The organism is Desulfovibrionales bacterium, assembly GCA_028715605.1.
Lineage (GTDB): Bacteria > Desulfobacterota > QYQD01 > QYQD01 > QYQD01 > QYQD01.
In genome coordinates this window covers 15,129-38,890 of the sequence record JAQURM010000013.1, presented here as the reverse complement: position 1 = coordinate 38,890, position 23,762 = coordinate 15,129, and the positions used below count along the sequence as shown (strand labels likewise).

Below are 23,762 nucleotides of genomic sequence, written 5' to 3'. Positions count from 1 at the left end.
CTTATTTGCCACCTATACAATCCGCGCATGCCTTCCGAAGAAGTTCTTCGGGACTCAAAAGTTGCTCATGCCCTCTTTCTGCAAGAAAAGAATTCAACATCTCCGTTCGAAACTGTTGCCCAAGCCTCTCCAACTGTTGCCATCTGGCCAGGAACGACTTGGGGATGTAGCCGTTTTCGACGGCCATCTGCCGGAGAATGACCATGGCTTCGCTGAATCTCACGTCCTGCGGGCAGACAAAGGAGCAGGTATTACAGAGAGAGCAATACCATATGGTATCCGAAGACAAGACCTGATGCTTCTGCCCGAGAAGGATCATATGAATGATCTTCCGCGGATCAAAATCCTCCCTGACCCCGCTCACCGGGCAACTGGCCGTACATGTACCACAGGCAAAACAACGTTTAATGCTGTCCCCGCCCAACCTTCGGGCCAAGTCAAATTTGAATTGCGGATCAATCTCGTTCTTGGTCATAGCCGACATACTAGTCTCCAATCTATTACCCGTTATCCGTTGTCCGCCGGTGAACGGTGAACACTCATCTTAGCGGGTTCGCCCCCAGTTTTTCCGCCCGTTCGGTCATCTCTTTGACTGCCCGGACGAAACCATGAGGATCCGAGGCGCCGATATGAAACATCTCCAGGCGGTCACCGCCTAGGCCGATTTCCTCCAAAAGCGTCTTGGTATAAGCTACCCGCTCTGCGGCCCGCAAATTTCCTTCAACAAAGTGGCAACTGCCGATCTCGCAGCCCCCCACGAATACAGTATCCGCTCCAGCCTCAAAGGCCTTCAGAATGTGCTCGATGGATATTCTGCCCGTGCACGGATACTTCACGATCCGGACCGTCGGTGGATACTGTAACCGCTGGGATCCGGCCATGTCCGCGGCTGTATAAGTGCAGTACGTGCATACCAGTGCCTCGATCTTAGGCTGAAATTCCTTTGAGGTCTCGCCTGTCTCGCCCGTCACATTCGTGGCCGGGACCGCCGGTTGTGGTTCCATATTCTGTCTTTCCTTCCTTTCAGCTCGCCGCCCGGTCAAGCTCGTACAGCGCGCTTATCTTGGCAACGTACTGTTCATCCGTATTGTGCCCGACGGTGATCGCCCCGCGCGGACAAGCACTGGCGCAATTGCCGCAACCCTGGCAGGCGGCAGCATCGATAACAATCACTCCCTCGTCCTCATCGAACCGGGGCACTCCGTAGGGACAGGTGCGGACACAGGTCAGGCATGCGATACATTTCTCCGCATCAACGTGTGCCACATCCCCGCCGGCAAGCATCCTCTTCTTGGACAAAATGGTACACGCCCTGGAAACCGCGCCCTTGGCCTGCGCGATGGACTCGTCCACAAACTTGGGGCCGTGTGCCAGACCGCACAGGAAAAACCCGGCGATGGCAAAATCAAGCGGCCTCAGCTTGAGGTGCGCCTCCATGAAGAAGCCGTCCTGGTCCACGGGCAGTTTGAGAACCCCGGCCAGCTCGGCGCTGTCCCCCTGCGGCCTTACGGCCGCGCTCAATACCAGACGGTCCGCCCTGAGTGCCACGTCCGTCCTGAGGTTCTGGTCGTAGACATTCACCGTGAGATGCCCGTTCCCGTCCGTAATCTCAGGTTTCCTTCCCGGTTCGTAGCGGATGAATCTCACACCCTCTTCGCGGGCCTTCTTGTAGTACAGCTCCTTGAAGCCGAAGGTCCTCATGTCCCTGAACAGGACATAGACATTCACACCGGGATTCAGTTCTTTCAGTTTGCGGCTGTTCTTTACGGCGGCCGTGCAACAGATCCGGCTGCAGTAAGGGTGCTCCTCGTCCCTGGAGCCGACACACTGTATCATAACCACGTCCCGGATGCCCTTCAGATCACCCGCGTCACCGGCCAGTTGCTGTTCCATCTCTCTCTGTGTGAGAACGCGGCCGTCCTGACCATACAGGTACTCCTGAGGTTTGTACTCCTGTCCACCTGTGGCTATGATGGCCGCTCCATAGGAGATGCTGATCCTCTGACCGTCTGCGGCGATGGTACTCTTGAACTGACCCACATGACCACCATAGTCAACAACCCTGGCATTCGTATACACGGTAATGAGCGGGTTTTCCTTCACCTTCCGGACCAGCCGTCCCACGTACTCCGCCGGGTTCGTGCCGTCCTCCGTATAGTGGATCAACCTGGCGTTGCCGCCCAGCTCGGCCGTCTGCTCCACGAGGCATGTCTCGTAACCGTTTTCGGCCAGCCCCAGGGCCGCCGTGAGACCTGCCACGCCGCCTCCGACGACAAGTGCCTTCGGCGTCACCTCGAAAGGCATGTCCGCAAGCGGTTCCAGACGAGCGGCCCGGGCCGCGGACATCCGCACCAGATCCTTGGCCTTGCTGGTGGCTTCCTGGGCGTGACCGGCATGTACCCATGAAGCCTGATCGCGGATGTTGGCCATTTCGAAGAGATACTTGTTGAGGCCGGCTTCCCGCAGCGTATCCTGAAAGAGGGGCTCGTGAGTGCGCGGCGAGCAGGAGGCTACAACCACGCGGTTCAGTCCCTGCTCTTCGATGGCTTTTTTCATCTCCTGCTGGCTATCCGTGGAGCAGGTGAAAAGGTAATTCGTCGCATACACCACGCCGGGCAGGGACTTTGCGTATTCGGCCACCTCTTTGACATCGATCACACCCGCGATATTGATGCCGCAGTGACAGACGAAGACGCCGATACGCGGCTCCTGGCCTTGAACGTCCTTCTCCTCCGGGTGAGATTTTTCGCTGATCATGGTACCCCTGGCATCCGACAGAAGGGCTGCCGCTGCTCCCGCCGCGCTGCTGGCTTGGGCAACGGTATCCGGTATGTCCTTCGGACTCTGGAAAGCGCCGCTGACGAAAAAACCTTCCCGCGAGGTAGAAACAAGATCCAGCGGCTGCGTCCGGCAGAAACCGAACTCGTTCAGCGCGACGCCGAGCTTGCCGGCCAGTTTCTGAAAGCTCGAATGGGGACGAAGCCCCACGGACAGCACCACCAGGTCAAAAACCTCGGTCTGGATGCGTCCTGAGACGTCCAGGTAGCTGATCTCCAGTGTCTTGTCCTGCGGATTTTCCACTATTCTTGAAACCATGGACCGGATATAACGCACACCCTGCGACCGAGCTCGTTCATAGTACCGGTCGAATCCCTTGCCCTGGGCACGAATGTCGATGTAGAAGATGCTCGGTTCTATCCCCGGGTCATGGTCTCTCGAAATAAGGGCCTGTTTCGTGGCGTACATGCAGCAGACGTAGGAACAGTATTCACAACCCACCGTCGCGTCCCGTGAACCCACGCACTGAATCCAGGCGATTCTCTGCGGTTTCGTCCCGTCGGAAGGCCGCTGGATGTGCCCTTCGAAGGGGCCGCCGGCCGACAGAACACGCTCGTAGTCCAAGCTGGTCAATACGTTGGCATAGCGGCCGTACCCGTACTCGCCCTTGAGCCGCGCGTTGAACGTCTCAAACCCAGGCGAGAGAATCACGGCGCCGGCGGCAAGCTCTACGATCTCATCCTGTTGTTCGAAGTTGATGGCCTGGTTCGGACAGAACTTCTCGCAGGCACGGCACCGTCCCGTCTGGAAGTAGATGCACTTGTCCCTGTCGATGGTATAGACGAGAGGAATGGCCTGGGCAAAACTCAAGTAGATGGCTTTCCTGTATCCCAGCCCCTGGTTGAAGTCGTCCCGCACTTTCTTGGGACATTTGCTGGCGCACAGACCACAGCCGATACATTTTTGCGGGTCAACGTAGCGAGCCTTCTTCCTGACGCTCACGCGGAAGTCCCCCGGGTTCCCCAGAACGTCGACAACTTCGGCGTAGCTCAAGATCTCGATGTTCGGATTCTTCGCCACCTCGATGAGTTTCGGCGATATCATGCAGGTCGAACAGTCGTTCGTGGGAAAGGTCTTGTCCAACTGAGCCATAACCCCGCCGATGCTGGGCCGCTCTTCCACAAGATACACTTTGAATCCCGAGTTGGCAGCGTCGAGGGCCGACTGCATTCCGGAGATACCACCGCCGACAACCACTATGGCACCAGTCTTTCCGCTTGTGCCCGACTCTCCCTGCTTAACCATTGCTGACACTCTCCTGCCTTCGCTCATGTGACTGCGCAAAAATAATCACTTCTCCCGATTTGACTTAAGGCGCAAGCCCCGCCTGCGTCAAAAGGGCCGTAGGATCCACAAAGTGGCGGGAAAACCAGGTACTGACATCCCTATGTCCCATGGCCAGACCCATGAGTTCCGTAAAATACAGGACGGGCAAGTAGTAATCGGTTCTCATGGACTGGTTTATTTTGTCCTGATACATATCCAGATTGGCCTGGCACATCTGGCAGGACACGGCGATACAGTTGGCCCCGGCCGCCACGGCCCGCTGGTACAGTCTCCCGACCAGTTCGAAAACCAGGTACTGCCTGGGAATGGCGTGGCTCGCTCCACAGCAGTCCGTCTTGTACGACCAGGGAACTACCTCGGCGCCTAGGCACGCCAGAATACGGTCCATGCTCATCGGGTTTTCGCAGTCGTCGGCGTCCGTAATTTTAGGCGGACGGCTGGACATACACCCGTAGTAACAAACGGCTCTTATCCCGGCAAGCGGCCTCGTTACCTTTCCTTTGATTATATTCAGTACTTCTTCGCGCCCCATATAGTTGGCCAGGTCCCATATCCTGACGCGCCGTTCACCGGAAGCGGCATCCTTTTCGGCAGCCTTGAGCCGATTGTAGCAAAGGGGACAGGGCACCACCAGATCACGACCCGCGCGGCCGGCTATAACCAGGTTCCTGCGTGGAAGGCCGATAGAAGCCCTATGGTCGATGCTGTGGGCGGAGCTGGCGCCGCAACAGCTCCAGTCCGCCAGCTCATCCAGACCGATTCCCAATTCCTGGCAGACAGCGTGGATCGATTCGCTGTAGTCTCTGGCCGTTCCTTCCAACGAGCAACCGGGGTAATAACTGACTTTTTCCATAGGTGCCTACTATTTCAAGATTTCCCTGATCTCTGTCTTGCCCTTGATACCCTTGGGGAAGAGGCGCATGCGGCCCTTCTTGAACATGGCCCAACCGAGGGCGAGTTCTTCGCCGAGGGTTTTGTCTTCCAGTTTGGCCTTCAGCTCCCCGCTCTCCCTCAGGTAGGTTCCCACGAGACCGGCTTCGAATACCCGGCCCCGTCTCCTTATCTCGTTCAAAAACGCCCTGTGAAAGACGTATGTCTTGGGCTGCGGAATCTCCATTCCGCTCCGGATCGCCGTTTCCTTGAGGTAGTCCATTATTCCGGCCACATCTACCGCGTTCGGACAACGGGTGGTGCACGTCTCACAACCCGAACAGACCCAGACCGTGTTGCACGCGAGAACCCGCTCCCGCTGTCCCATCTGAACCAGACGAATCACCTGATCGGGGTAGATGTCCATAGCGAAAGTCAGGGGACAGCCGACCGTGCACTTTTTGCACTGGTAGCACGCGGAGACCTTGACCCCGCTCTCACTTTCCACCGTCGCCAGCCACGTGGGCTCTATGCGCATCGCGTTTTCCATGTGTCCATCCCGTGCGGTCAAATGCCCGCCGCCTTGATGATGTCGATGATCTTTTCCTCATGACCGGGGGCCGAAATGTGTACCCCGTCACATAAGTTCTTTTCCTTCATGCTCTTGATGAGCCGGACCGCAACTTCCACTCCCTTGTCTATACCTGACCCTTCAATCTCGGCAAGGATATTCTCCGGAACAAACAACCCCGGGCGACTGCCGTCCCGGTACGCCGGGACCTCGTCAGACACCAGGAGGCGAACACCCGCCAGCAACTTGACCTTTTTTTCTCTCGCCTCCTTCAAGAAGGGTTTGAGATTGTCAACATTGAACACCGGATGGGTCACCACAAAGTCAACTCCAGACTGGATCTTCTTTTGGAACTTGAAAAGCTGCGGCTGCAGAGGATCGGCTTCCGGATTGGCCACGGCCCCCACGCAAAATTCAGGCATGCCCTGGAGCGGATGTCCGGTCATATCCTGGCCCTGTACGAGACCGCGAATGGCCTCGACAAGTTGAACAGAGTCGATATCATGGACCGGCATGGCATCGGTATGGTCGCCAAAAGAAACGTGATCGCCGCTTATACAGAGAATATTTCTTATCTTTAAAAAAGCCGCCCCTAACAGGTCGGATTGTAAGGCCATACGGTTTCGGTCACGGCAACTGACGTGCATGATCGGTTCCCCGCCGCTCTCCGCGAGCACCCGGCAGAGGGCCCATGGGCTCATGGTCATGACCGCCCCCGGGTTGTCCGCCACACCAACTGCATCAACGACGTCCTTCACATCCTTGATGGCCGACATCACCATGCCTACGTCCGTACCTTTTGGAGGGGCGATTTCCACAGTCACCAAGAATCTTCCTGAATCGAGGGCTTCTCTAAACGATCGTGTCATCTTTCTTTAGTCTCCGTTTGTAGGCTTCGTGGATCAATACCGCAGGAAATGCCTGTCTGCTGTTCTTGCGGGGTGGAAGTGTCTCGCGTATCTGTGCCAGGCCCCCACGCACCGCCAGACGCTCATATATCTTGGCCCAGGCGCAATCCATCTCCGGGTTGATCTCACATTTTCCGTGCCGCGTCCCGCCACAGGGGCCGTTCAGGAGGCCCTTGGCACACATAGTTACCGGACAGATGCCCGCCGTCCTACCCAGCACGCAGTCCCCGCAGGACCGGCACCGTTCCGTCCATACGCCGGGTCCCTCGGCCACTCCGATAAAAACCGTGTCCAATCCCGGAGCTACCGTGCTGCGGTCATAGACATCGCTGAACAGTTGGACCCCCGCCCCACATGCCATGGAGATCACCATGTCATAGTCGGACACGTTGACTCTCTTACCAAGGTCAACCAGGAATTCCCGGTCACATTGTCTCTCGACAGTGGCTTCGTCCACCTGCACCCTCTGCCCGTCCAGCTTCAAGGCCATGCGAATCTGAGAAGCCAGGATGGAGACCTCTTTCTCGCCTCCGGCCAGGCATACGGCAACACACGTACCGCAACCCACAATCAAGACCTTCTTGTGTCCGGAAACAATTTGTTTGATAGCGTCAAACGGTTTTCTTGTCGCAACGATCACGGCTAATCACCCCACAATACCTTCGGTCTATACACATCAACTAAGTGCCCCGCGGGCTCCTCGCTCGTTCCTTGCCTGTTCGGGTGCCTGGAACTTGGGTCCCTCTGTATGAGAGGTCAGATGCCGGCTGCCCCGGCCTCGTCTCTTCCCATGGCATTGTTCGCATCTCCTCTGCCCACAACAATTGCCCCTCGCGGGCATTCCACCGTACAGAGCCCGCAAGCGCGACACTTCAGCGGATCAACCTGAACAAAGGCCCTCTTATTCTTTCCCCGGTAGATGGCCTCGAACAGACAGACGCGGGCGCAGGTCAAGCACCCCACGCAGCGTCCCGCTTTCACTCTGGCCACCTTGCCCCAGCCCTGCAGAGTCGGAAGATCAACGTATTCCCCTTGAACCGCCATCTGGCGCAGGGCACTGATTACGGTACTCATCCGCACTCCCTGCGGGCAGGCAAACCGGCAGGTGTCACACCGTGTGCAGTGCCAGATCATTTCTGAAGAAAGAAGCCTGTCTTTGAGACCCAGAATGACCATGTGTATGATCTTTCGCGGGTCGTACAGGGGGTTGTCCCTGCTCACGGGGCAGATGCCCGTGCACGTGCCGCAGGCAAAACAGCGCCTGATGTCTTCCGCACCCGGCATATCGGCCAGTACGAACTTGAAGTCCGGATCCAGATCTTCCCTACGTATAAGTGCCAAGCTTGTTCCCAATGTCATCACCTGTCACGTTTCTTTCCTTAGGCCAACGTCCAGCGTCCATCCTTCTCCGAGACTTGCCCTTTCTTCCCCAGTTTGCCCAGGTACTCCCCGATCTCCTCAGGCGACCACCCCACCCGGCCGGCGAGATCGGCCGTGCTCAGCGGACCCTGTCGCTCCAACCTGAGCAATATCTCCTGGCCCCCCACCTCGGACTTCACCATGAGACCGAGCTTTTCGTCGATCTTCCGTTTCACCACGTCAAGCCCATAGTCGCCTTCCTTCCGGAAGTCCTTGGCCAGATTGCCGAGGCCGGCCCGCACCTTCATGATCCCCGCAGCCTGTCTGGCGGCAGCGAGTTTCACCAAAAGTTCCTCCCGTTCCTTTCCCTCAACCTGGCCCATGGGTCCCAGGCCTTCTATCTTTCTAGTGAAGGCAGTAATGAGGTCCACGAATCGCGGGGCCTCGGCAGCCGAGACCCAGTCAAGGGCAAAACGCTCGGGCTTGACCCCCACCTCCTCAAGAATGGCATGAACCAATTCGGCTGTCAGTACGGCGTCGTAATTACCAACCTGGTAATGGCATTCACCCAGGTGTCAACCGCCGACGAATATCCCGTCCGCTCCGCAGGCAAAACCCTCCAGAACGAACGTGGGGTCAAGCCGGCCGGTGCACATGATCCTGATGGTACGCAGATTCGTTGGGTACTGATACCGCCCCACCCCGGCCGAATCGGCCGCAGCGTAGCAACACCAGTTGCAGAGAAAGCCGAGTATCTTTGGTTTAAATTTGTCATTGGTCATTTCGCTCACTCCGTTCGCTGTCATTAGTCACTTGTCATTAGCTATTAGTTATTTGTTGATTAGTTAATGGTTTCCCTTTTTCAAATTCCCAATAACCAATTGGACTCCAAAGCTGCCAACTGCCAGCCAAGGACAACCAATGACCAGTGACCAATGACTAATGACTACCGCCAAATGCCCGTATCTGGGCTACTATCTCTTCGTTTGTGAAGCCGCCCATGGAGATGGCCATGGTCGGACAATGGGAGGCACATATACCGCATCCCTTGCACGACGCGGCAATGGTCTCCGCCTTTTTCTTCTTGTCCGCCTTCACGAGCCGTATGGCTTTGAATGGACAGAGGCTCTCACATATGCCGCACCCGATGCACTTGTCTTTATCTACGCTGGACACGATCGGTTCTACGGCAACCACTCCCTTAGCCAGCGGAATACAGGCCTTTGCCGAGGCCGCCTTCGCCTGGCTGATGGACTCATCAACGGGCTTCGGTGAATGGGCCAACCCACAGACATATACCCCGGCTACTGCCAGTTCAACCGGACGCAGTTTGACGTGGGCCTCCAGAAAAAAGTTGTCCGCGGTCAAGGGAACCTTGAGCATTTTCGCCAACCCTTCCACATCCGAGGGAACAACACCCACGCTCAGAACGACCAGGCTCGGCTCTATCTTCACCTTTTCTCCCAGCAGGATGTCAGTAAATTCTACGGCGACTCTTCCCCCTTCCTCTGATACCACGGGTGGATTTGAGCTCTCGTATTCTACGAACACGACTCCCTTTTCCCTGGCCTGGCGATAGTAGTCCTCCATGAAGCCGTAGGTCCGGATGTCCCGATAGAGGACGTAAACATTGGCTTTGGGATTCAATTCCTTGAGCTTCAGGGAGTTTTTGACCGCCTGACCGCAACAGAGCTTACTGCAATAGGACAGGTCGTCACCCCTTGATCCGGCGCACTGAATCATGACCACGTCATGGATCTTTGTGGCCTCTTCAGGCGACGACAGAATTTTTTCCAGCTCCAGCTGAGTCAGTACCTGTTTTGACTGTCCATACAGGTACTTGCTGACCTGATGCTCCTTGCCACCCGTAGCCAGGACCACCACGCCATGCCCTATCTGCTCCGTGCCGTCCTCGACGTTGATCGTGGTGCTGAAGTTGCCGATGTATCCGGAGATGTCCTCAATACCGGCGCTCGTATAAACCCTGATCCGGGGATGACTTCGCACTTTGTCTTCGATTTCGCTCAGAAGCTGTTTCGGATCTTCACCGGTCAGAACGGTATTCAGCCGCCTCAGATTACCGCCCAACTGGGCCGACTTCTCCACCAGGAAACAGTCGAACCCTTGCTCGGCAATGCTGAGCGCCGCGGTCATACCTGCAATGCCCCCGCCGATTACCAGGGCCTTCGGGATCACGGGTACGGTCTGTTCCGGGAGCGGATACAGCAACCGCGCCTTGGCCACAGCCATCCGCATCAGATCCTTGGCCTTGGCCGTAGCCTCTGCCGGCTCATGGGCATGCACCCATGAGCACTGGTCCCTTATGTTGACCATCTCGAAGAGGCAACGGTTCAGTCCGGCGTCTCTCAACGCCTCCTGGAATGAAGGTTCATGGGTGCGCGGGGTACAGGCAGCCACCACCACCCGGTTAAGGTTGTGCTTTTCGATCATATCCTTAATGCCCTTCTGGCTGTCCTGGGAACAGGCGTAGAGGCTCCCGTCGGCCGATACCACGTTGTCGAGCGTAGCCGCATACTCAACCACTTCGGGAACGTTCACCACCCCGCCGATGTTGATTCCACAGTGACAGACGAGAACGCCGATCCGCGGCTCCGGCGCCACCTCCATTTCCGGAGGATACTCCTTTTTCACGATGGCCGTACCACGGACTTCGCGCAACACCTCCGCCGCGGCCGCAGCCGTGCCCATAGCCTGCATAACGCTTTCAGGAATATCCTTCGGTCCTTGAAAAGCACCGGCTACATATACTCCCGGCCGCGTCGTGCTAAGGGGCAGCAGCGTCTGGGTACGGCAAAAATCGTGTTCATTCAGCTTGATGCCGGCAACCTTGGCCAGCTTCTGCGCATCGTCGGGAGACTCGAGGCCAACCGACAGGACAACCATGTCGAAGTCCTCTTCATGGTGGTGTCCCCGGCGATCTACGTACGAAAGTCTGAGGCGGTCGTCTATCTCCGAAATACCAGCTACTCTGCTCCGTATGAATGTAAGGCCGTATTGTTCCCGTGCCCGTTGCCGACTGGCGTCGAAACCTTTGCCCGGGGTACGCATGTCCATGTAGAACAGGCAAATATCCGTATCGGGTGCGTGCTCCTTGACTATCGTGGCCTCCTTGATGGAGTACATACAGCAGACGGAAGAGCAATACCCGTTCCCGGAGGTAAGGTCTCTCGATCCGATGCACTGGAGGAAAGCGATCTTCTTGGGGTGCTTGCCATCGGACGGCCTTATTATCTCTCCTTTCGAAGGCCCGGAGGCACACATAATCCTCTCGAATTCAAGACTGGTCACGACATCCGGAAAGCGTCCGTAACCATACTTCGAAAGGACCTCGTCGGAGATCCGCCCAAACCCGGGAGCAAGTATCACTGCTCCCACATTAAGATCCAGCCATTCTTCTTTCTGACTGAAGTCGATGGCCTTGGCCTGACACGTCGGGACGCAAATCTGACACGTCTCATGATTCAAGAAGAGACATTTCTTCGGGTCAATGTAAAACGCTGCGGGCACCGCCTGCGCGTAGTCCTTGTGCGGAGCCTTTGTGATAGCCAGTCCCTCGTTGTACCCGTCCGTCACAAAGACCGGACAATACATAGTGCACTGACCGCAGGCCGTACACAGGTCCTCGTCGATAAACCGAGGCTCACGATGTATTCGGGCGGTAAAATTCCCCGCCTCTCCCTCCAACGACTCAAGACCGGCATTTGTAAGAATCTTTATGTTAGGAGACCGACCGGCCTCCACCAACTTCGGCGCCAGGATTCAAAGGGAACAGTCATTGGTTGGAAAGGTCTTGTCGAGACGGGCCATGGCCCCGCCGATCGAACCTGTCTTCTCCACCAGATAGACATAGAAACCCATGCCGGCAAGGTCAAGGGCAGACTGGACGCCAGTCACACCGCCCCCGATTACCACTACTGCACCCGACTTGGCACCTTGTTCTCTACCCATAACTCTTTACTCCCTGGAATATTTACTAACGAAAAGCGCACACAAAATATAAAAAACCATAGGCTATAATTCTCTGCGCATGGCCATGTCAAAGAGTACCCGTTCCTTCTTCTGGTGGATACCGAGGGCCTCGCGCCTGCTGTCGATGGCCTTTATCATCCATCGCGCCATTTCCTCCGGTGTGTCTTCGACCCCCCAACACCCGCCGTACAAATTGAGCATCTCTTTGAAAAGGTAATCCGTCATGACCTGACTCTTGGTAGTCGGGAAGGTGTGACCGAAGACAACGTTCGCACCGCTGGTTACGCAGTACTGGCCGATGGCTATGGCCTTTTCGCTCATCCATTCCGGAGCACAGCCTACGGCGGGAATCTGGCTGATATCGTCTCCCAAACCGCCTTCGTTTACAATCTCCGTAGCTGCGATAAGGATGCGGCTGTTGTCAACGCAGGATCCCATATGGAGTACGGGGGGCATACCGACCGCCTCGCAGACCTCTTTCAGCCCCGGTCCGCAAAGGCTGGCCGCCTCCGGGGTAAGGAGTCCTTCACGCCCGCATGCCGTAGCCGCGCACCCGGTCACCAGTACGAGCACATTGTTGGCAATCAGTTCCTTCACTACCGTGGTATGCACATATCCGGAGCGGACACGGGCGCTGTCACAGCCGACCACAGCGCCCACACCGCGAATGCGTCCGTTAATTATGTTGTCGTTCAACGGCCGATAGGAGGCCCGGAAAGAGCCGCCCAACATGTGGTTAATCGTCTCGTGGCTGAAACCGGCCACGACGTCCGTCTTGCGCTGCGGGATATTTACCTGACCCCTTTGCGGGTAACGAGCGATAGCACGTTTTATAATTTTCCTGGCTGTTTCCAGGGCATCGTGATGGCCGAACTCGATGTGCGTAGCCCCAGGTATCTTTGCCCTCGGGGAGGTAGTAATAATCTCGGTGTGGTAGCACTGGGCCACGGTCGGGAGAGACTGCATGATGCACTGGATATCCACTATCATGGCTTCAACAGCACCGGTAGCCAGGACTATCTCCTGCTGGATGAAGCTACCTGCTATGGGTATGCCGTGGCGCATGAGAATTTCGTTACCTGTGCAACACACCCCTGACAGCTGCACTCCTTTGGCTCCCACCGCCTGGGCGGCTGCCAAGATTTCCGGCTCCTCAGACACCATGGCCAGGGCCTCAGAAAGGAGCGGCTCGTGACCGTGTACTACGACGTTGACCTGATCTTCTTTCAAAACACCGAGATTAACGGTAGCCCTGATGGGCACGGGCGTGCCGAACATAATGTCTTGCAATTCGGTGGAAATCATGGAGGCGCCCCAGCCGTCGGCCAAGGCGCACCGCGTCCCCTGCAGGATGAGGTTGGCAAAATCCTGGTCGGTTCCCATATGGGTACGGTGCATTATTTCAACGACCTCACGGTCTATCCCCCGTGGCAGGACACCCAGCTTTTTCCAGAGTTCCCGTCGCTTGGCGGGAGCGCGTTTTATGAAGCGCAGCCCTCCCTCCTGCTTACCGAACTCCGCCAAAGCTTTTTCACCGAGATCGATAGCGATATCCTTTATGCTCCGCCCCTCAGTTCTGATCTCGAAGAGTTGAGCCGTGGAAAGGAGTTTCCTCTCGTCCTTTATGGTGTACGGAGCCTCGCCTCGGACGGACGCCAGGAAGCCCATGACTGTTTCCCGGCCATGGTCAATGTGGGCCGCCGCACCGGAGGCTATCATGCGGCAGAAGTTCCGGGCCGCAGTCGTTGCCGGCGTGGCCCCGCAGATGCCTATGGACTCCGGGACACCTTCAATCATCATACAAGGCCCCATAGAACAGTTGCGACAACAAGTGCCTCCTGCTCCAAACTGACAGCGGTCTAAACCTCTTCCTTCTACCCGCTGAACAAAGGTTTTAACCCCTTTCTGGTTAGCAAATTCAAGGACCTGATTGCTGGCCTCACATTCGATGCCCGGGCAAATCGAAGGGCAAAAGGCCATTCTCTTCCTTTCCATGCTCATTCCTCCACAAATTGAAAAAATAACTTATTGTGAACAATAATGTCGTTTATGACATAAGTCAACCTCAGCTATTAGCCTTAAGCTGAACAGTTATCTTCCAGACTACGCTACGCGGCCCTGTTCTTTGGCGGCCTCGACTGTATTCTGCATAAGCATGGTAATAGTCATCGGACCCACACCGCCCGGCACGGGCGTAATCGCTGAAGCCTTTTCTTTTACGCCGTCAAAATCAACATCACCCGCCAGGATGGCCTTACCCTCCGCTGTCTGCCCTATACGATTCACGCCGACATCTATCACCACCACACCTTCTTTGACCATGTCCGCCGTTACGGTCTTAGGACGGCCGGCGGCCACGATGAGGATATCCGCCCTCCGGGTATGAAAGGCCATATCTTTGGTACGGGTATGACAGACCGTAACCGTGGCATCTGCGCCTTTCCCTTTCTGAATGAGCATGTTGGCAATCGGCTTGCCGACGATATTGCTTCGCCCCACAACCACTACTTCGGCCCCGGCTGTCTCTACGCCGGAACGGATGAGCAGTTCCTGGATACCATGGGGCGTGCAGGGCAGAAAACATTTGGTTCCGATCATAAGTTTGCCGACATTTACCGGGTGGAAACCATCGACATCCTTAGCCGGGTCAATGGCATAAAGGACCTTAGTTTCATTAATATGCTTAGGCAGTGGCAATTGTACCAGTATTCCGTTAATCTTTGGGTCATGGTTCAACTTGTCAATCAAGGTCAGGAGATCGGTCTCGGATGTATCCCCCGGCAGATCAATCCTCTCTGAATAGATGCCCAGCTCCGCACATGCCTTCTCCTTCTGACCCACATAGACCTTTGAGGCCGGATTATCCCCGACCAGAACGGTGGCCAGGCCGGGTATGATATCATGTTTTGCCCTGAGATTGGCCACTTCCTCCTTTAACTCCGCCCGGATCTGCTTGGCAATCTCTGTTCCGCTAATAATCTTCGCTGCCATCTTCTTCTCCTTATAAAGCAATCGGCAATCAGCGGTCAGCAGTCATCCATCATTCTTTACTGAAAGCTGATAGCTGTAAGCTGAACGCTTATTCTTAAAATAGTCCCTTAACCTTACCGGTCTTGACATCCACATCTATACGGCGATAGGCCGGATCCGAACCTGTCCCCGGCATGAGGCTTATAGCGCCGGCTACCGGAACGACAAACCCCGCGCCCTTATAAACCAATATATCCCTAACCGGCAAAGTCCAACTCTTAGGCACACCCTTTATATTCGGATCGTGGGACAGACTCAAGTGGGTCTTGACCATGCACGTCCCAAGCTCAGCCATCTCAGGATCCTTTTCCATGGCCTGGAGCTTGGCCGCCGCCTCCGGGGCAAAGCTGACGCCATCGGCCCCATAGACCTCCCTAGCAATAAGCTCTACGCGTTTGGCCAACGGCGTTTTTAGATCATAAAGAAACTTGAATTTGGTCTTTTCCTCACAGGCATCGATTACTGCATCGGCAAATTCAAGGGCTCCTTCACCGCCTTTCAGCCAGTGATTGGACAGGGCTACGCGAGCCCCGGCGGCCTCGGCCAGCCGGCGCACCGCGGCGATTTCATTTTTGGTATCTGTATGGAAGGCATTGATACAGACCACGGGATTAATCCCGGCCTTCTTTACCGTCTGGATGTGGTGTATAAGATTTGCCGTACCTTTTTCCACCCATCCCACGTTTTCGCTTGCGTACTCAGCAGGCATGGGGCGGCCCGGAACCGGGATGGGAGCGCCGCCGTGACACTTCAGAGCCCGTATGGTAGCCACGACCACAGCGCAGTGGGGCTTTAGGCCGCTAAAGCGGCACTTCAGATTCCAGAATTTTTCGAACCCTATGTCGGCGCCAAAGCCGCTCTCGGTAACATGATAGTCAGCCAGTTTAAGCCCAACCCGGTCTGCCACGATAGAAGATTGCCCGATAGCAATGTTGGCAAACGGACCAGCATGAACCAGAACCGGCTGCCCTTCCAGGCTCTGCATCAGGTTTGGATTCATGGCCTCAACCATCCACGCCGTCATGGCCCCGTCCACTTCCAGATCTTTTGTCGTGACCGGCTGCCCGCTCCGGCTGTATGCCACTACAATCCGCCCCATGCGCTCGCGCATATCAGCCAGGCTTGTGGATACGGCCAAGATGGCCATGACCTCGGAGCTTACGGCAATAGCGAACTTCGATTGCATCTGAAACCCGTCCATCTTCCCGCCGATTCCGATTATGATATTTCGCAGGGCCTGGGCGCAAAAGTCCATAATCCAGCCCATGGCCACATTCTTGGGATCGATATCGAGCCTTTTCAAACCTATCTTCTTCAAACGGTCGTCGGAATAGTTGAATTCATGCTGCATGCGCGAGGTAAGGGCTACCATGGCCAGATTATGAGCATTCATGATGGCATTGATGTCTCCGGTCAGCCCCAGTGAGAACGGCGTAAGCGGAATGCACTGCGCCAGACCTCCGCCCGCCGCGCTACCCTTGATATTCATAGTCGGCCCGCCGGAGGGCTGCCGGATCGCACCGATTACGCGTTTTTTCCTCTTACCCAGCCCCTCCACCAGGCCCATAGCCGACGTGCTTTTGCCTTCGCCCAACGGAGTCGGCGTGATAGCCGTGACATCGATATATTTTGCATCCGGCCTTTTCTTCAACCGTTCCGTAACCTTGGCAAAATCGATTTTGGCCACATAATGCCCGTATGGCAACAGCTCTTCCTTTTTCAGGCCCAATTCATCAGCCAGTTGATAGACGTCTTTCATGTGTTTCTCTGCATCTTCAGCAATCTGCCAATCCTTATGCTTTCTTGGGTCAAGCGCCATAATAAACTCCTTCCTCTATATGATTTCTCTACTTCTCAAGCACTCCCGGTCAAACACCGCCCGCCGGAATCTTTCAACTCACAGACACAACTTGCATCTTCGCTCAAGACGCAGACAAAATTCAGCTCCTCACCGAAATTGTCCATGGCCACAAAGAGAGGCGCCACGAACTTACCCGCCAAGGCGCATCGGGAACTGGCATCCATAACCACCGCTAATTCCCGCAATCTATCCACATCATCCACTCGCGCCTTCCCGTCCAGCAAAGCTGATAATATCTGGTCTAATTTCTTGACACCCAGACGACAGGGGACACATTTACCGCAAGAGGAAAGACCATCCTTGCGTAACAAGCCCCGCAATCCTTCCGCCAAACAAAATTGAGAATCTGTATAAATCAGCACATTGGCAGGCCTATCGTATATAACCTTTTCATCGCTTACAAACGAGCGTTCAATCGAATAATGGGCTGAAAGCACATCTCCTTCCAATATGGTATCCCGTATAACGGATTCCACATTATCAAGTCTTACCATGTGGTAAAACACAGCCCCGCCAATATCCACAAAGACACCCTTATTACAACGACCGCTGCATACGGTCTTGATCTTACGGATGCTTACCTTAACACCCAGCTCTTTGAACTTCTCCTGGAAGGCAGTTGTAACTTCATGTACCTGGTTGGTACAATTTTCATCCCTGGAGCAAAGGGCGATATAGCTATATCTAGGCTCGGGCACCGGCTAACAACCCTCTGGCTTCCATTTTTTACAGAACTCAGGGCCTAATCTTAATAAGAACTCATTATTTTTCAGCAACTTCCATGCCATAGATAAACTGGTACAGGAAACACTCTTTAATAAATCAACGGACTGATATTAATGATTATTTTAGATATACCCGGAACAACACATCCGCGGGCGTTTCTTCCCTGTGGGGCATTGTACCCCATAACGGGGGAAATACCCCAAAAAGCTAATGCTTGAATGCCCGCTGTCCGGTATAGACCATAGCCACCGGTGGATCGGCCTCATTACAGGCCAAGATTGATTCAAAATCCCTGTCTGATCCGCCCGGATGAACAATGGAGGAGACACCTTCATTTATACCTACATCAACCCCATCGCGGAAAGGGAAAAAGGCATCTGAGACCATAGTCGCACCTTTCAAGCCCGCGTGATTCTCCCTGGTCTCCCGGTCAATCTCCTCTTTGACCGCCTGATCCCTCTTGCCGGCTGCTATCTCCATTTCCAGTGTTTTGTAGGGAATCCCATAGCGGTCGAAACATAGCGCATCTGCATACTTGGTATATGCCTTAAACACGGCGATCTCAGCCACGCCGACCCGGTCCTGCTCGCCGGTACCGATACCCACAGTCACGCCGTCCTTGACGTAGAGAACGGAGTTCGAGGTAACCCCCTGTTCGACACTCCAGCCAAAGAGAATGTCTTCGTACTCCCTCTCCGTAGGCAGCCTTTTAATCCGATATTCCTGCCCCTTATACACGGTATGGGCCGGTTTCAGATCGTCCCTGGTGCGGATGGCATTGACCGGAGACTGCTGGACAATGATGCCCCCGTCCATAAGGCTCTTAAAATCCACGAAGCGGGCGGTTAAATAATCCTCCAGGCGATCCATCCGGCTGATACGTATGATCCGCAGGTTTTTACGCTGTTTCAGGATATCTACAGCACCCTCCTCATACTCCGGAGCCGCCACCACCTCCAGGTAATGCCCGGATACCTCCTCCGCTGTCTCCCTGTCCATGGCCCGGTTAAAAGCCGCGCACCCGCCAAAGGCCGCTATGCGGTCCGCACGATCCGCCCGCCGGTAGGCCTCAGCCAAGGTATTGCCATAGGCCACCCCACAAGGATTATTGTGTTTTACGATAACCACGGCCGGCTTTCGGGTCAAAAATTTCAGAATATTCAATGAATTATCGGCATCAGTGAGATTGGTTTTGCCGGGGTGTTTACCGGCCTGGATCATATCCGCCTCGGTTATAGCGCTTACCAGACCTCGTCCTGGTTCAATGTAATGACACTCCCCGCAAACCAAATTTCCGCCTACCAGCTCATAAAGGGCGGCCTCCTGGCCTGGATTTTCGCCATAGCGCAGCCCCTTTTCCACAAAAATCCCCGATTCATCCGGTATCTTCCAGGCCCTCTTCCGATAAATTAATTTCTGATCTCCAAAGGTAATGGTCATGGCCTCTGGAAAGCGGTCGGCCATAATCGTCTTGTACATCTTCTTTAAGTCTTCCATAGGCCCTTCTCCTTGGTAGAACTATTTTTTAAGATACTGATTAATTAGACCATAATAGTGATCGGGCAAGAATTGTCAACCAAAAGATTCGATAAATTTTGCGTTGACTTATTAAATTAAAAGAAGGTACATTCGGTCAGCAAAATTGGCCTTTAAGCGCCTGTAACTCAAAAGCGAGATGAGAAAGATACTCAACGGCATACGCAGCGTTTTTCTTTTTATATGGCTGCCGGTAATCACCCCGATCTTCAGTATCATAACCATCATAAGTTCTGTCTTTGACAAGAGGGGTAATGCCCCGCATCGCGTAGCCCGGCTCTGGGCGAGGATCGTCCTCCGGGGATGCGGAGTAAAGGTCACCATAGAGGGATTGGAGAACATACGCCGGGGGCAGCCATACATTTATGCCGCCAATCACCAGAGTCAGTTTGATATACCGGCTGTTCTGGGTTATTTGCCTGCGCAATTTCGCTGGCTGGCCAAGAAGGAACTCTTCCAGATACCCCTATTCGGTTTGGCTATGCGTCGTGTCGGGTACATACCTATCGACCGCTCTCACCCCAAAGAGGCCATAAAAAGCCTGGAAGAAGCCTCCCGAAAAATACGGGGCGGGACATCTGTTCTTATATTTCCCGAAGGGACACGGAGTGTCGATGGCCGGCTGTTGCCTTTTAAAATGGGCGGTATTGTCCTGGCCTTAAAATCCGGCTGCCCGGTTGTCCCTCTGGCTATCCATGGTTCTAAGGATGTTCTCCCGCGTGGCAGCCTGTGGGTGCGGCCCGGACATATCAATATCCTGATTGGTCAGGCCATGGAGACCGCTGATTACAAGCCCGGCCAGAAAGGCGCGCTGGCCGCGCGCCTTCGCGAAACCCTGGAATCCTTAATGACCAGGGCCGGGAAGATGTAAGCCGCATTCAGCTTTCAGCGGACAGCCTTCCCTGCGGCCTCCAGGGCTAACATAATCAGCTTGTCTAACAAGGCAGAAAAATCCATCCCCGCCTCCCGGGCCGCCAAGGGTAATAGGCTGGTTCTGGTCATGCCCGGGATGGTGTTTGTCTCCAGGATATAAATCCGGTCATCGCAGATAATCATATCCGTGCGGCTATAACCCCGCAATCGCAAGGCCCGATGGGCTGTGATGGCACATTCCCGGGCATTTTTGGTCAATGAAGCGCTGATTCGGGCGGGACAGATCTCTTTGGTAGCGCCGGCCTGATATTTGGCCTGATAATCAAAGAAAACGTGACCTTCGCCCGGTATGATCTCTACAATAGGCAATGCCTCCAGATCATCATTGCCTATAACTCCGCCGGTAATTTCAACTCCTTTTATATATTCTTCCACAAGCACACGCGGGCTGTATTTAAATGCCTCGACCAGGCCTTTTTCCACCCCTTCCACTGTCTGCGGAATACTCATACCAATACTGGAACCTTGATCTACAGGTTTGATAACGACAGGAAGTCCGAGTTCCGCGGCTATAGCTTCAGCGTTATAAGAACCAGGCCGCATGACCTTGCCACGCGGGATATTCAGGCCGGCCTGAGAATAAAGAGTCCTTGATAACTCCTTGTCCATGGCCAGAGCGCTGCCCAGGACCCCTGAACCCTGATAGGGTATATGCAAGAGATCCAGAAGCCCCTGGATAGTCCCATCCTCGCCATATTTACCATGGAGAAGGACAAAGGCCGCATCTATGCGGCCCGCATCCTTAACCAGAACCTCCAGGTCATAAGCCGGATCATAGCGTATAATATCATACTTGTCTCTATCCAGTGCGCTTTCTACCTGGTCTCCCCCCTTAAGGGAAACCTCTAGTTCGGATGACTCTCCCCCCGAAATCAGGGCTAACCTTATCTTTTTATCTTTGGCCATAATACCCTCAACTCCTTTAAGACATCTTAAATTTGAAGATGCATAGCGAGCGTAATCCCGCTACTTGCAGCGGGGTTAGCGAGCGAATACGATGCATTTTACCTTGCATACGGAGATTCCCCGTCCGCCGTAGGTGGGCTGCGGGGAGCTCCAAATCTCAAATTGATCAGAAATACGGCATCTCCTCTGGTTTTATGGGCAACTGGGCAAAAAGTTTTTTCTCAAGCTCCCGGGTCTCCTCCTCGATCCTGTTTATTCTGGTTATCCTGGCCGGGTCGCCATGCCCATACTTTTCCCGGATATAATCGAATCTATCCCTCAAACTGACCACAGTGGTATGCAAAACCCGCTTATCGGCATAGTTGACTACTTCTGATTCATTAATCGGCGTCCCAATAATCGGCCCTGATAAGTGTACGTGTTGTTTTACTATGTGAGCTACGGTCGGAAATCCCAGTTTTTCAAGGAGGTCTGCCCCGGTCTCAGCATGATTTTCCCCCTGCTCCAGCGCCTCAATCTTCGTGATGTCATGGAGCAGGGCAGCGGCTTCTATCAAAGGAATGTTTAACTTGATGCCGGCCGACATTAGTTTATCGGCAATAAAAAGGGCAACCTCTGCCACCTTACGGCAATGCTGCCGCACATGATCCATTACCTTATATTCGTCCATTAAAGCCAGACATTGCCCAGCGGTAGGAATAGAAACCAATTTTTACCCCGCCTTTTTAGCCCTATGATGCCAAACCTGTTTAAATTATTCAAATAAAATTGACAGCCCCTATGTACGACAAATGCAAAAAGAAATAAAGATAAAATAGGTTAAAAAATTAAGAAAAAAAGAGATATGGAGAGATCTTGTGGTGTTGATAACCTTAGCCAACCGGGAGTTTTTCATAAATAACTTCCTGAAACCATTGGTCTTGACTCTAATTATACAAACTGCCGTCTTTTAAATAAGTTACTCTCTAGTAAAAATAGATATAAAGAAAAAACAGAAGGTTAAATCATCTTTAAAAATAAGAGGGTTTCATCGAGAGAATCGTCTTTAATCACCTTTGACAGAAACCCGGCGAATCTTTATTAAGGAGAGCAGGATTACTTAATTGTCTTTGCCCTAACATTTCAAAAACAAAAAAAATCAGCTTATGCAAGAAATCTGGCAAGAATTAAAAAATTCTCTTAAAAATAAGATTCCAGACAGCAGTTTTCATATCTGGATCGATCCGATAAGCTGCAGCAGCCAGGATGAAAATACCTTTGTCCTGACCTGCCCCAACCGATTCTCTCTAAGCTGGGTGCGGGATAATTATCTGCCATTAATCAGGGACGAACTGGGAACCCTTTGTAGTAAAAAATTAAATGTCCAATTGATAGCAGCATCGGCAGGATCTAATGAAAACAATAGCAACAACAAACCTAAGGCCGATGAACAATTGCTTTTGCCCGGCCTGCAAACTGAAGTGCCTTACTGCAGGCGATTATGTCCCCGTTTTACTTTCGATCAATTTGTGACCGGCAACTCAAACAGCTTTGCCTTCACCATAGCCCAGGCCATAGCGCAAGGGACCAGCACCTATAACAACTTTCTATACCTGCTCTCAAATACAGGACTGGGGAAAAGTCATCTGGCACAGGCCATAGCCCATTACATGCTTGGTCAGGACGAGGCAAAAAAACTAATTTATGTAACTGCTGAAGAATTTACCAACGACATGGTCCGGGCCCTTAAAACAAATACCATCGAACAATTCAAAGAAAAATACCGCACAAATTGTCATGTCCTCCTGCTTGAGGAAGTACACTTCTTTGAGGGTAAACAACGTACCCAGGCAGAACTTGGCCCTGTCCTGGACAGGCTCGCTGAATCCGGCAGGACTATTATCATGACGAGTTCCCAATCTCCGAAAGATATCCCGCGGCTGAACAACGCCCTCCGGTCCAGGCTTAATAGCGGGTTGATTGCCAGCATCCTTCCGCCCGACTATAATACCCGGATAAACATCCTTCAGAAGAAGGCCCAGAACCAGGGGATATCTCTGCCGGATGAGGTTATAAATTACCTGGCCGATACCATCACCGATGACATCCGGCAATTGGAAAGCAGTGTAATCAGCCTGGCCGCGCAGTCCTCTCTCCTCTGTCAACCGATCACCTTGGATATGGCCAGAGAAGCGACCAAATACCTGATAAAGAAAAGGGAGGAAGTCTCTCTGGATCTGATCCAAAAGATCATTTGTCAGTACTATAAGGTTACCCTGGACGTGTTAAAGTCCAAGAGTCGCAAACAGGCTATTTCCCATCCGCGGCATATAGCCGTCTACTTGTCCCGCGTTCTTACCAAGCACTCCCTGGAGGCCATAGGGAAGGAATTTAACAGAAACCACGCCACTATCCTGCACGCAGTTAATTTCGTCCAGCGCGAAATGGAGAAAAAATCACCTCTAGGCTACCAGGTTGAATATCTGACCGAGCAGATCAAAACCGGCACCCATCAGGCCTGACCGGGACGATGGAAACAAAAGTAACCATATAATTTCAAAATCCAAAGTCCAAATAAAATCCAAATGGCTAACTGCCAAAAAATCACTGTTTAAAACTTATCATTGATTTGAACTTTGGGCTTTGTAATTTGAGCTTTGCCAGAATTTAGGCCAATACCACAAAAATAAAAGGCCCTGCCTCATCTATCAGGCAGGGCCTTTACCGTCGGTTAGTCTCCGATTCCGTACTTATTTACTTAATCTTCTGTTACTGTGATCGCACCGGTCGTGCAGACTTCCATACAAGACTGACAACCCAGGCAGTCATCCATGTTGACAGGCTCTGCCTTTCCATCTACCAGCTCCAGCACCTGACCCGGGCAGTTGTCCACACAAAGGCTATCTCCGCTACATTTGTCCTTGTCCACAGTTACCGTATAAGCCATGATACTTAATCCTCCTCTCTA

General features: G+C 53.7%; 21 protein-coding genes. 2 read left to right on the top strand and 19 right to left on the bottom strand.

The genetic code is table 11. From position 1 onward, the window contains the following. Window position 1: 1 nt before the first annotated feature. From PHT49_10775 to PHT49_10700, 16 genes are all read right to left on the bottom strand, one after another. The gene (locus PHT49_10775) at window positions 2-475 is read right to left on the bottom strand and encodes a 4Fe-4S dicluster domain-containing protein (GenBank protein MDD5452365.1); all 474 of its coding nucleotides are present in this window, start codon (window positions 473-475) and stop codon (window positions 2-4) included. A 64-nt stretch (window positions 476-539) separates the two neighbouring features. Continuing rightward, the gene (locus PHT49_10770; protein ID MDD5452364.1) at window positions 540-1,004 is read right to left on the bottom strand and encodes a hydrogenase iron-sulfur subunit; all 465 of its coding nucleotides are present in this window, start codon (window positions 1,002-1,004) and stop codon (window positions 540-542) included. A gap of 19 nt (window positions 1,005-1,023) precedes the next feature. Continuing rightward, entirely contained in the window at window positions 1,024-4,083 is a 3,060-nt protein-coding gene (locus PHT49_10765; GenBank protein ID MDD5452363.1) for a CoB--CoM heterodisulfide reductase iron-sulfur subunit A family protein, read from the bottom strand. Between the two features lie 64 nt (window positions 4,084-4,147). Further along, complete coding sequence (locus tag PHT49_10760; GenBank protein MDD5452362.1) at window positions 4,148-4,978, bottom strand: CoB--CoM heterodisulfide reductase iron-sulfur subunit B family protein; 831 nt, start codon at window positions 4,976-4,978, stop codon at window positions 4,148-4,150. A 9-nt stretch (window positions 4,979-4,987) separates the two neighbouring features. Further along, a complete protein-coding gene (locus tag PHT49_10755) occupies window positions 4,988-5,545 on the bottom strand; it encodes a 4Fe-4S dicluster domain-containing protein (GenBank protein MDD5452361.1) in 558 nt (185 codons plus the stop codon). Window positions 5,546-5,562: 17 nt separating this feature from the next. Continuing rightward, a complete protein-coding gene (locus tag PHT49_10750) occupies window positions 5,563-6,435 on the bottom strand; it encodes a methylenetetrahydrofolate reductase (protein MDD5452360.1) in 873 nt (290 codons plus the stop codon). Beyond that, window positions 6,419-7,114, bottom strand: a complete 696-nt coding sequence (locus tag PHT49_10745; GenBank protein ID MDD5452359.1) for a methylenetetrahydrofolate reductase C-terminal domain-containing protein — start codon at window positions 7,112-7,114, stop codon at window positions 6,419-6,421. Before PHT49_10745 ends, PHT49_10750 begins: the two co-directional genes overlap by 17 nt. A 116-nt stretch (window positions 7,115-7,230) precedes the next feature. After that, the gene (locus tag PHT49_10740; GenBank protein ID MDD5452358.1) at window positions 7,231-7,815 is read right to left on the bottom strand and encodes a 4Fe-4S binding protein; all 585 of its coding nucleotides are present in this window, start codon (window positions 7,813-7,815) and stop codon (window positions 7,231-7,233) included. Between the two features lie 38 nt (window positions 7,816-7,853). Then, on the bottom strand, window positions 7,854-8,615 hold the full coding sequence (locus PHT49_10735) for a hydrogenase iron-sulfur subunit (protein ID MDD5452357.1): 762 nt from the start codon (window positions 8,613-8,615) through the stop codon (window positions 7,854-7,856). Between the two features lie 157 nt (window positions 8,616-8,772). Continuing rightward, window positions 8,773-11,595: an FAD-dependent oxidoreductase gene (locus tag PHT49_10730; protein MDD5452356.1), complete on the bottom strand. Its 2,823-nt coding sequence runs from the start codon at window positions 11,593-11,595 to the stop codon at window positions 8,773-8,775. Window positions 11,596-11,613: 18 nt separating this feature from the next. Continuing rightward, window positions 11,614-11,802 (bottom strand): FAD-dependent oxidoreductase, encoded by a 189-nt coding sequence (locus PHT49_10725; GenBank protein ID MDD5452355.1) that lies wholly within the window; start codon window positions 11,800-11,802, stop codon window positions 11,614-11,616. Between the two features lie 63 nt (window positions 11,803-11,865). After that, window positions 11,866-13,818, bottom strand: a complete 1,953-nt coding sequence (gene cooS / locus PHT49_10720) for an anaerobic carbon-monoxide dehydrogenase catalytic subunit (GenBank protein MDD5452354.1) — start codon at window positions 13,816-13,818, stop codon at window positions 11,866-11,868. Window positions 13,819-13,926: 108 nt separating this feature from the next. After that, a complete protein-coding gene (gene folD, locus PHT49_10715) occupies window positions 13,927-14,814 on the bottom strand; it encodes a bifunctional methylenetetrahydrofolate dehydrogenase/methenyltetrahydrofolate cyclohydrolase FolD (protein MDD5452353.1) in 888 nt (295 codons plus the stop codon). 94 nt (window positions 14,815-14,908) lie between these two features. Next, window positions 14,909-16,672, bottom strand: coding sequence for a formate--tetrahydrofolate ligase (locus PHT49_10710; protein ID MDD5452352.1), 1,764 nt, complete (start codon window positions 16,670-16,672; stop codon window positions 14,909-14,911). A 35-nt stretch (window positions 16,673-16,707) separates the two neighbouring features. Beyond that, on the bottom strand, window positions 16,708-17,412 hold the full coding sequence (locus PHT49_10705; GenBank protein MDD5452351.1) for an NADH-ubiquinone oxidoreductase-F iron-sulfur binding region domain-containing protein: 705 nt from the start codon (window positions 17,410-17,412) through the stop codon (window positions 16,708-16,710). A 235-nt stretch (window positions 17,413-17,647) separates the two neighbouring features. After that, entirely contained in the window at window positions 17,648-18,937 is a 1,290-nt protein-coding gene (locus PHT49_10700; protein MDD5452350.1) for an IMP cyclohydrolase, read from the bottom strand. Between the two features lie 178 nt (window positions 18,938-19,115). Here PHT49_10700 and PHT49_10695 point away from each other — a divergent pair, with 178 nt between their 5' ends. Next, a complete protein-coding gene (locus PHT49_10695) occupies window positions 19,116-19,847 on the top strand; it encodes a lysophospholipid acyltransferase family protein (protein ID MDD5452349.1) in 732 nt (243 codons plus the stop codon). Window positions 19,848-19,861: 14 nt separating this feature from the next. Here PHT49_10695 and PHT49_10690 read toward each other — a convergent pair whose 3' ends face one another. Further along, on the bottom strand, window positions 19,862-20,815 hold the full coding sequence (locus PHT49_10690; GenBank protein ID MDD5452348.1) for a D-alanine--D-alanine ligase: 954 nt from the start codon (window positions 20,813-20,815) through the stop codon (window positions 19,862-19,864). 166 nt (window positions 20,816-20,981) lie between these two features. Continuing rightward, a complete protein-coding gene (locus PHT49_10685; protein MDD5452347.1) occupies window positions 20,982-21,485 on the bottom strand; it encodes an HDIG domain-containing protein in 504 nt (167 codons plus the stop codon). Between the two features lie 475 nt (window positions 21,486-21,960). Between PHT49_10685 and dnaA the strand changes: the two genes are divergently transcribed. Next, entirely contained in the window at window positions 21,961-23,316 is a 1,356-nt protein-coding gene (dnaA, locus tag PHT49_10680; protein ID MDD5452346.1) for a chromosomal replication initiator protein DnaA, read from the top strand. A gap of 236 nt (window positions 23,317-23,552) precedes the next feature. Here dnaA and PHT49_10675 read toward each other — a convergent pair whose 3' ends face one another. Next, window positions 23,553-23,741, bottom strand: coding sequence for a 4Fe-4S binding protein (locus tag PHT49_10675; GenBank protein MDD5452345.1), 189 nt, complete (start codon window positions 23,739-23,741; stop codon window positions 23,553-23,555). Between the last annotated feature and the right edge of the window lie 21 nt (window positions 23,742-23,762).